At 73.2% G+C, this 7383-nt stretch carries 10 protein-coding genes and 2 riboswitches; of the genes, 6 read left to right on the top strand and 4 right to left on the bottom strand.

Annotated elements, in window-relative coordinates:
• From ABZ923_RS32950 to ABZ923_RS32940, 3 genes are all read right to left on the bottom strand, one after another.
• Window positions 1-674: amidohydrolase family protein (locus ABZ923_RS32950; RefSeq protein WP_361479186.1), on the bottom strand; the 674-nt coding region annotated here is incomplete at its 3' end.
• The gene (locus tag ABZ923_RS32945; RefSeq protein WP_361479184.1) at window positions 671-1558 is read right to left on the bottom strand and encodes an NAD(P)-dependent oxidoreductase; all 888 of its coding nucleotides are present in this window, start codon (window positions 1556-1558) and stop codon (window positions 671-673) included. The genes ABZ923_RS32945 and ABZ923_RS32950, both read right to left, overlap by 4 nt.
• On the bottom strand, window positions 1555-1893 hold the full coding sequence (locus ABZ923_RS32940; RefSeq protein WP_361479181.1) for an antibiotic biosynthesis monooxygenase family protein: 339 nt from the start codon (window positions 1891-1893) through the stop codon (window positions 1555-1557). Before ABZ923_RS32940 ends, ABZ923_RS32945 begins: the two co-directional genes overlap by 4 nt.
• A 251-nt stretch (window positions 1894-2144) precedes the next feature.
• Between ABZ923_RS32940 and ABZ923_RS32935 the strand changes: the two genes are divergently transcribed.
• The 4 genes from ABZ923_RS32935 (at window position 2145) to ABZ923_RS32920 (ending at window position 4742) form a co-directional block, all read left to right on the top strand.
• A complete protein-coding gene (locus tag ABZ923_RS32935; protein ID WP_361479178.1) occupies window positions 2145-2792 on the top strand; it encodes a superoxide dismutase in 648 nt (215 codons plus the stop codon).
• A 113-nt stretch (window positions 2793-2905) separates the two neighbouring features.
• Window positions 2906-3028, top strand: a riboswitch (cobalamin riboswitch).
• Between the two features lie 60 nt (window positions 3029-3088).
• A complete protein-coding gene (locus ABZ923_RS32930; RefSeq protein ID WP_361479175.1) occupies window positions 3089-3466 on the top strand; it encodes a (2Fe-2S) ferredoxin domain-containing protein in 378 nt (125 codons plus the stop codon).
• A 101-nt stretch (window positions 3467-3567) separates the two neighbouring features.
• Window positions 3568-3709, top strand: a riboswitch (cobalamin riboswitch).
• Window positions 3710-3745: 36 nt separating this feature from the next.
• Window positions 3746-3967, top strand: a complete 222-nt coding sequence (locus tag ABZ923_RS32925; RefSeq protein WP_361479172.1) for a CbtB-domain containing protein — start codon at window positions 3746-3748, stop codon at window positions 3965-3967.
• A gap of 22 nt (window positions 3968-3989) precedes the next feature.
• Window positions 3990-4742 carry a CbtA family protein gene (locus ABZ923_RS32920; RefSeq protein WP_361479170.1) on the top strand — a complete coding sequence of 251 codons (753 nt, stop codon included), beginning with the start codon at window positions 3990-3992 and terminating at the stop codon, window positions 4740-4742.
• Window positions 4743-4922: 180 nt separating this feature from the next.
• Here ABZ923_RS32920 and ABZ923_RS32915 read toward each other — a convergent pair whose 3' ends face one another.
• Window positions 4923-5504 (bottom strand): histidine phosphatase family protein, encoded by a 582-nt coding sequence (locus ABZ923_RS32915; RefSeq protein WP_361479168.1) that lies wholly within the window; start codon window positions 5502-5504, stop codon window positions 4923-4925.
• A gap of 181 nt (window positions 5505-5685) precedes the next feature.
• Between ABZ923_RS32915 and ABZ923_RS32910 the strand changes: the two genes are divergently transcribed.
• Together ABZ923_RS32910 and ABZ923_RS32905 are read left to right on the top strand one after the other, a co-directional pair.
• A complete protein-coding gene (locus ABZ923_RS32910; RefSeq protein ID WP_361479166.1) occupies window positions 5686-6891 on the top strand; it encodes an MFS transporter in 1206 nt (401 codons plus the stop codon).
• 164 nt (window positions 6892-7055) lie between these two features.
• On the top strand, window positions 7056-7256 hold the full coding sequence (locus ABZ923_RS32905) for a hypothetical protein (protein WP_361479165.1): 201 nt from the start codon (window positions 7056-7058) through the stop codon (window positions 7254-7256).
• Window positions 7257-7383 lie beyond the last annotated feature (127 nt).

The raw sequence follows: 7383 nt of genomic DNA, 5'->3' as shown, positions 1-7383 counted from the left end.
TGAGCCCGGGCGTGCTCGCCTGCGCCGGGCGGCTGCTCACCCACTACATCCACGCCGGTGCCGTCCTCGGCTCCGTCGCCGATCAGCCGCAGACCGGGGTACTTGTCCAGCCATCCCGCGAACGCGATCGCGGCCATGCCCAGGGTGACGTCGCCGAAGCGGCCGATCTGCTCCACGAAGCCGGTCTCCTCGACCCGTTCCGTGCCGACCGGTTCGGCCGGGGCGTGCACCAGCACCGGCACCCCCGCCTCCGCGGCCAGCGCGAAGAAGGAGTCGGCGCGCGGCGAGCCGAGCAGCTCCCCGTGCACGCTGGACGTGGTGATCAGGCCGACGAAGGCGGGGTCCGCCAGCGTCTCCCGCACCCCTTCGAGGTGGTCGTCGTCGCCGAACGGGTTGGCGTAGACGTACCCGCGCAACTGGTCCGGGAACTTCCGGATCAGCCCCGACATCCAGGCGTGGAAACCACGCAGCCGGTCGCGTGGTTGCGCGTAGTTGTCGACGCCCGGGACCCGGGCCATCGCGCCGGCCCCGACGGGGCTGCCGATGATGGTCAGGTCGATGCCGGCCTCGGCGCGGGCGGCGAGCATGCCGTCGACGTCGGTCAGACTCGGGGGCATGGGGAAGCGCTTCGCCGCTTCCGGTGGGGACAGGTGCCCGTGGATGTCGATGATCACGTGTCGGTTTCCGGTTTCGGTGCGAGTGCGCGGGTGACCGCGGCACAGTCCTGGTCGCCCAGTCCCTGCTCGGTGGCGCGGACGTGGGTCTCCGCCGCGGCGGTCGCCAGCGGCAGGCTCAGGCCGACTGCTGCTGCCTGCTTGGAAGCGAGCATGAGGTCTTTCGCCATCAGCCGCAGCCGGAAGTCCGGCTCCTCGAAACGGCCGGAGGCCAGGCGCCGCGACTTGAACGCCATCACCGGCGAGGCGAAGCCGCTGCCCGCGATGGTCCGCAGGACCAGCTGCCGGTCGAGGCCACAGGCCTCCGCCAGTTCGGTGGCCTCGGCCAGGGCCTGCACCTCTATGCCCATCAGCAGGTTGAGGAGCAGTTTCATCCGCATGCCGGACCCGAGTGCGCCCAGATGGACCACTTCCTTGCCCAGCGTCTCCAGCAGCGGGCGGGCGGTCTCGAACGCCCGCTGCTCGCCGCCGGCGAACAGCCGCAGTTCTCCGTCGCGGGCGTGGTCGCGGTTGCCGAGCATGCCGACGTCGAGGACCGCCGGGATCTCTCCGGCGATCTGCACGACCTCGTCGGGGGCGACCGTGCTCGCGCAGATCAGCACGCCGGGGTACGGACCCTCGGCCAGCACGCCGCCCGGTCCGTGCAGCACCGCGCCGAGGGCCTGTCCGTCGGCCACGACGCAGAGGGTGGCGCTGGTGCCGGCGACGGCGTCGGCGGGGTTGGCGGCGGCGTAGGCGCCCGCCTCGGCGAGCGGGGCGGTGCGCTCCGGGGTACGGTTCCAGACCCGGACCTGTATGCCCTGGTCGAGGAGGCGACCGGCCAGGCCGGCGCCCATCGTGCCGAGACCGAGGACGGCGACGGAGCCGCGCACGGGGGGCGTCATGAGGACACCCCCTTGGTCTCCTTGATCACCCGGAACCGCATCGACTGCCGCTGGTCGACGAACTGGCGCAGCGGGGCCACCAACTCCTGGTGCTCCGCGCTCTGCTGCCAGGCGAAGAAGTCCTCGGCGGTCCGCCATTCGCTGGTGATCACCCACTGGCGGGAGTCGTCGACGGGTTCGCCGAGCCGCTCGACGATGTGTCCGGGGGTGCTGGACACGGACTTCCGGAGCTGCTCGTACAGATCCAGGAATCCCTGTTCGCCGCCCTCGATCACGCGGACCGCGAAAACCACGCTCAGCTTGTCGGCCGATCGGCCGTTGTCGTTGGCGCCCATGTCTCCTCCTGTGTGAGAGCCGGACGGACACGACACCAACGGACTCATGTCCCTCGGACGGCTGCAACTCCGAATGGGCGACGACCCAGTGGAGACAAGGGATGCACGCTCCGTCATTAGTCATTTCGGGTGACTGACGGCCCGCTGGGCGTGGATCCGGTCCTAGGCCCAAGGACTGATCGGCGTTCAGCCGTTCCTGCTGGTAGCTTGCACTTGCATCTTATTCGCAATAACGTCGGAGGACGTTGGACATGGCGCTGTACACGCTCCCGGAACTTCCGTACGACTACTCGGCGCTCGCGCCGGTGATCAGCCCGGAGATCATCGAGCTGCACCACGACAAGCACCACGCGGCCTACGTGAAGGGCGCGAACGACACCGTGGAACAGCTCGCCGAGGCACGGGACAAGGACGCCTGGGGCTCGGTCAACGGCCTGGAGAAGAACCTGGCCTTCCACCTCTCCGGGCACATCCTGCACAGCATCTACTGGCAGAACATGACCGGTCCGAAGGACGGCGGCGGCGAGCCCCTGGCCGCCGACGGCGTGGGCGAGCTGGCCGAGGCGATCAAGGAGTCCTTCGGCTCCTTCGCCGCCTTCAGGACCCAGCTGTCCAAGGCCGCGGCCACCACGCAGGGTTCGGGCTGGGGCGTGCTCGCCCACGAGCCGCTGAGCGGCCGCCTGATCGTGGAGCAGGTCTACGACCACCAGGGCAACGTCGGCCAGGGCTCCACCCCGCTCCTGGTCTTCGACGCCTGGGAGCACGCCTTCTACCTGCAGTACAGGAACCAGAAGGTGGACTTCGTCGAGGCGATGTGGCAGGTCGTCAACTGGCAGGACGTCGCCCGTCGTTTCGAGGCGGCCAAGTCCCGCACGGACGTGCTGCTGCTCGCCCCGTGACGAGGGGTCTCCCGCGGGCGTACCGCGCGCGGGAGACCCGCCGCACGGCGGCCGGGTGACGGGCCGCCACCGGTGATGACATGATGACCGGCGACACAAGGCGACGGCGGTCCGAGGAAGCCGGTGCGAATCCGGCGCGGTCCCGCCACTGTGACCGGTGAGCGAGTTCCGGCAGGCCACCGCCCCCGACGGGGTGGGAAGGCGGGACGAGCGACGACCCGGGAGCCAGGAGACTCACGCGGTCGCCTCCTCATGCGACACCGGGGCGGATCTCCCCGGGAGGGGAGCGGCGCGGTATGCCCGACAGGCCGACGGAAAAGACAGCGGGCGGACCGGTGCCGTGCCGGGTCGTCGTGTGCCGGGACTGCTGCTGCGGCAGCCCCAAGGTGACGGGCGATCACGCGGCGCAGACCGCGCGGTTGCGGGCGGAGATGCCCGTGCGCGTCTCCGACTGCCTCGACGTGTGCGACCAGGCCAACGTCATCGTCGTACAACCCTCCACCGCAGGCCGGGCCGCCGGCGCGCGACCGGTCTGGCTCGGGCTGGTCAACGACCCCGACGCGACCGAGGACATCGTCGCCTGGGTGCGCGCCGGTGGCCCGGGCGTGGCTCCCCGGCCCGACATCCTCGACCTGTACGCCTTCACCCCACCGCGCCGGCGCGCGGAGCCCTGAGCCGGACCGGTCGGATCGCGCCACCGCCGACCCACCGGGCACACGGCCGTTCACCCGGCACGAGAGGAAGATCACGCCGGTCGGAGGCGGTCTTGGCGGGGCTCCGATCCCGCGGTACGGTCTGTCCGAAATCGACGACGGCATAACGGAAGCCGGTGAGAGTCCGGCACGGTCGCGCCACTGTGTGCGGGCCCCGCGAGGGTGCCCGTGAGTCAGACCCGGGGCCGTCGTCCTGTGCACCACCGAGATGGGACGCGAATTCCCAGAGGAGGTTCTGCCATGGCGCAGACCGTCGCCCAGCCGACCGCCACCACTCCCGCCGTCCCCGCGAAGCTGCCGCTGAAGGCGATAGCTCCCTGGGCGGTCTTCTTCGGCATCCTGATGCTGGTCCTGCTCTACTTCGTCGGCGCCGAGCAGGGCGCCACCTCCGTGCTCAACGGCACGGACGTCCACGAGTGGGTGCACGACGCCCGCCATCTGCTCGGTTTCCCCTGCCACTGACGCGAGGGGACACCGCCCGCCCATGAATTCCGCAACCGTACGGAACCTCCTCGTACGGGGCATGCTCGCCGGCCTCGCGGCCGGCGTGCTCGCCCTGATCGCGGCCTACTTCCTCGGTGAGCCGAGCGTCGACAAGGCGATCGGCTTCGAGGACGCCCACTCCCACGAGCACGGGACGGAAGTCGTCTCCCGCTCCCTCCAGTCCACCGCGGGCCTCGCCACCGGCGTCCTCGTCTACGGGGTCGCCTTCGGCGGCATCGCCGCGCTCGCCTTCTGCTTCGCGCTCGGCCGGGTCGGCCGGATCGGTCCGCGCGCCACGGCGCTGCTGCTGTCCGGCTGCGCGCTGCTCACCGTGTACGTCGTGCCGTTCCTGAAGTACCCGGCCAACCCGCCGTCGGTCGGCGACCCCGGCACCATCGGCAAGCGGACCGGCCTGTACTTCCTGATGATGCTGCTCGGCGTCCTCCTGGCGGTCGCCGCCACCCTCCTCGGCCGACGCCTGGCGCCCGCCCTGGGCACCTGGTGGGCGACCGTGGCCGCGGTGGCCGCGTTCGCCGTCGCCGTCGGCTTGGCCTACGCGTTCCTGCCGGCCGTCAACGAGGTGCCGCGGGACTTCCCGGCCACCCTGCTGTGGCGGTTCCGGCTGTCCGCGCTGGCCATCCAGGCCGTCCTGTGGGGCGGATTCGGGCTCGCCTTCGGCGAGTCGGCCGAGCGGCTGCTGAACCCCCGGCCGGCCAGGGCCGGCCGCGCACGAGCGGTACCGGCCGCGCACTGACCTCCTTCCGGACGACCGGGGGCCCTTCGGAACCATCCGGGGGGCCTCCGGCGTTCGAGCGGCCGCTGCACCACCCGAGACGACGACGCACGCGCGCCGGACACCCGCCAGGAGCAGACCGCGCGGCGCGGGCCGGCAGACCCCACGGCCTGTCGTTCGGATCACGCCGAACGAAAGGACCTAGTCCGCCTCCGGGGCCGCCGGCGGACGCCCCAGCCGCAGGTTCCACCGGCCGGCCCGGCCGCTGAGTTCGGTCACGGTGAGCGGTGGCACGTCGAGACGCCAGAAGAGCGCGGCGGGCAGGTCCAGCGCCGCCACGACGGCGGCCCGCACCACCTCCGGTTCGACCACGGCGAGCGTACGGCCCCCCACGGCCTGGGCGTCGGCCAGCCAGCGTGCGATCCGGCCGCACAGGTCCCGGACCGACTCGCCGCCGTGCGGCGCGCAGGCGGGGTCGGTGAGCCAGCGGCCCACCGCCTCCGGCTCGTCCGCCCCCACCTCGTCCAGGGTGCGGCCCCGCCAGCGGCCCACGTCCAGACCGGCCAGCTCCGCCGCCGGCACGCCGTCCAGGCCCAGTGCGGCGGCCGTCTCACGACAGCGCGCGCCGGGGGAGACCAGCACCCGCGCCGCGGCGGGCAGCGACCCGGCCGCCGAACGGGCCCGCGCCGCACCGCCGTCGTCGAGGGAGGCGCCGTCGTCGAAGCGGGCCTGCCGCAGCGAGACGCTCATCGCGGGCGTGACGAGCAGGACTCGACTGGTCACACGGGCCCTCCTGTCACTGGTGTCCTGGGCGCGGGACCCGACCGGCAGGGCGAGCGCCGGCGCCGGCCGCTCACCGCGTGCCGCGTCCTCGCGAACCTAGCATCCGTATGCGGAGCTCCCTGCGCGCCCCGGTGCGGTCCGGTGTGCGGCATGCTTCGGCGTGTGGGGTTGCGGAGGCGTCGTGGGCGAGAGAGCAACGGGGACCGAGGGGCCGGGGCCGGGCGGGATGAGGCCGTGGCGGTTCGTCGTCTGGTTCGGCCTGGTCAGCCTGCTCGCCGACTTCGTGTACGAGGGGGCCCGCTCCGTCACCGGCCCCCTGCTGGCGTCCCTCGGCGCCTCCGCCCTGGTCGTAGGGGTGGTCACCGGCGCCGGTGAGGCGGCGGCACTGGGACTGCGCCTGGTGTCCGGCCCGCTGGCCGACCGCACGCGCCGCTTCTGGGGCCTGTCGATCGCCGGGTACGCCCTGACCGTGCTCTCCGTGCCGCCGCTGGGCGTGGTCGGTGTTCTGTGGGCGGCCTGCGCCCTGGTCGTGGCCGAACGGGTCGGCAAGGCGGTGCGCTCCCCGGCGAAGGACACCCTGCTCTCGCACGCCACGGCCGCGACCGGACGCGGCCGGGGCTTCGCCGTCCACGAGGCGATGGACCAGGTGGGTGCCCTGGTCGGCCCGCTGACCGTGGCGGGCGTCCTCGCCCTCACCGGCGGCGCCTACGGCCCCGCGCTCGGCGTCCTCGCCGCACCCGGCGCGGCGGTGCTGGGCCTGCTGCTCTGGCTCCGGGCCCGGGTCCCGGACCCGGAGGCGTACGAACGGCAGGCATCCGCGCCGGCCGAGGCGCCGCCGGACGGCCGGCTGCCGGCCGCGTTCTGGACCTACGCGGCGTTCACCGCCGCCACCACCGCCGGCTTCGCCACCTTCGGCGTCCTGTCGTACCACCTCGTCCAACGGCACCTGATGACGGCGCCCTGGGTGCCGGTGCTGTACGCGGCGGCGATGGCCGTGGACGCGGTGGCCGCGCTCGCCACCGGCTGGCTGTACGACCGGACCGGCCCGCGGGTGCTGGCCGTGCTGCCGGTGCTGGCCGCCGCCGTCCCGGCGCTGGCCTTCACGCACACCATCGGCCCGGCCGTGGCGGGGGCGCTGGTGTGGGGCGCGGCCACGGGCATCCAGGAGTCGACGCTCCGGGCCACCGTCGCGGACCTCGTGCCCTCGCCGCGCCGGGCCACCGCGTACGGCGTCTTCGCCGGGGTGGTGGGCGCCGCGAGCCTGGCGGGCGGCGCCCTGACCGGAGCCCTGTACGGCCGCTCGGTCCCGCTCCTGGTCACGGTGGTCGCCGCGATCCAGGCCCTCGCCCTCGTGCTGCTCGCCGTGACCGGCCCTCGCCGCGCGTGACGAAGGGCGGCCGGCCCGTTCGTCCGTCGCCGTCGATGACGGGCGCCCGGCGGGTTTACGGTGGTGACGGAGGCTCGCCCGGCCGTCGGGCGCAGCCCGGGCTACCCGGCTCCGCCGGGCCGTGCCGCTCCTGCTCGTTTCCGGGGGGTGTCATGAAAGTCGAAATGATCCAAAGGGCCGCCGACGTTCTCTTCGACGTGCCGGACGAGATGCACGCGGAGATCATCACGCTCATCGACGCGGTCACCCGCGACGCCCTGACGCGGGCGCCGGAGCTGGCGGCCGCGTTCGGGGAGTGGTGCTGGCTGGTGTACACGGTCCACGGCGACGTGGTCGAGGTGCTGGACGTCGGCTGCGCCCGCTGACGCCGGCCCGGCGCCGCGAGGCATCAACTGCGCGCCGGTGCAGACCTGTTCCCGGGTATGAGGACCGCCGGGGTGGACGACCACCGCCCCGGGCGGATGTGGAAACGTTCCCGACGACACGGCCAGC

Origin of the sequence: Streptomyces sp. NPDC046881 (assembly GCF_040645015.1) — a bacterium.
Lineage (GTDB): Bacteria > Actinomycetota > Actinomycetes > Streptomycetales > Streptomycetaceae > Streptomyces.
Note: the sequence above shows the minus strand (reverse complement) of the source record. Positions and strands in the feature narration are given on the sequence as shown.

Coding starts and splice junctions, on each gene's coding strand:
- ABZ923_RS32920 (WP_361479170.1), top strand. CDS start 3,990: ATGAATTCCGCAACCGTACGGAACCTCCTCGTACGGGGCATGCTCGCC.
- ABZ923_RS32940 (WP_361479181.1), bottom strand. CDS start 1,893: ATGGGCGCCAACGACAACGGCCGATCGGCCGACAAGCTGAGCGTGGTT.
- ABZ923_RS32935 (WP_361479178.1), top strand. CDS start 2,145: ATGGCGCTGTACACGCTCCCGGAACTTCCGTACGACTACTCGGCGCTC.
- ABZ923_RS32905 (WP_361479165.1), top strand. CDS start 7,056: ATGATCCAAAGGGCCGCCGACGTTCTCTTCGACGTGCCGGACGAGATG.
- ABZ923_RS32945 (WP_361479184.1), bottom strand. CDS start 1,558: ATGACGCCCCCCGTGCGCGGCTCCGTCGCCGTCCTCGGTCTCGGCACG.
- ABZ923_RS32930 (WP_361479175.1), top strand. CDS start 3,089: ATGCCCGACAGGCCGACGGAAAAGACAGCGGGCGGACCGGTGCCGTGC.
- ABZ923_RS32925 (WP_361479172.1), top strand. CDS start 3,746: ATGGCGCAGACCGTCGCCCAGCCGACCGCCACCACTCCCGCCGTCCCC.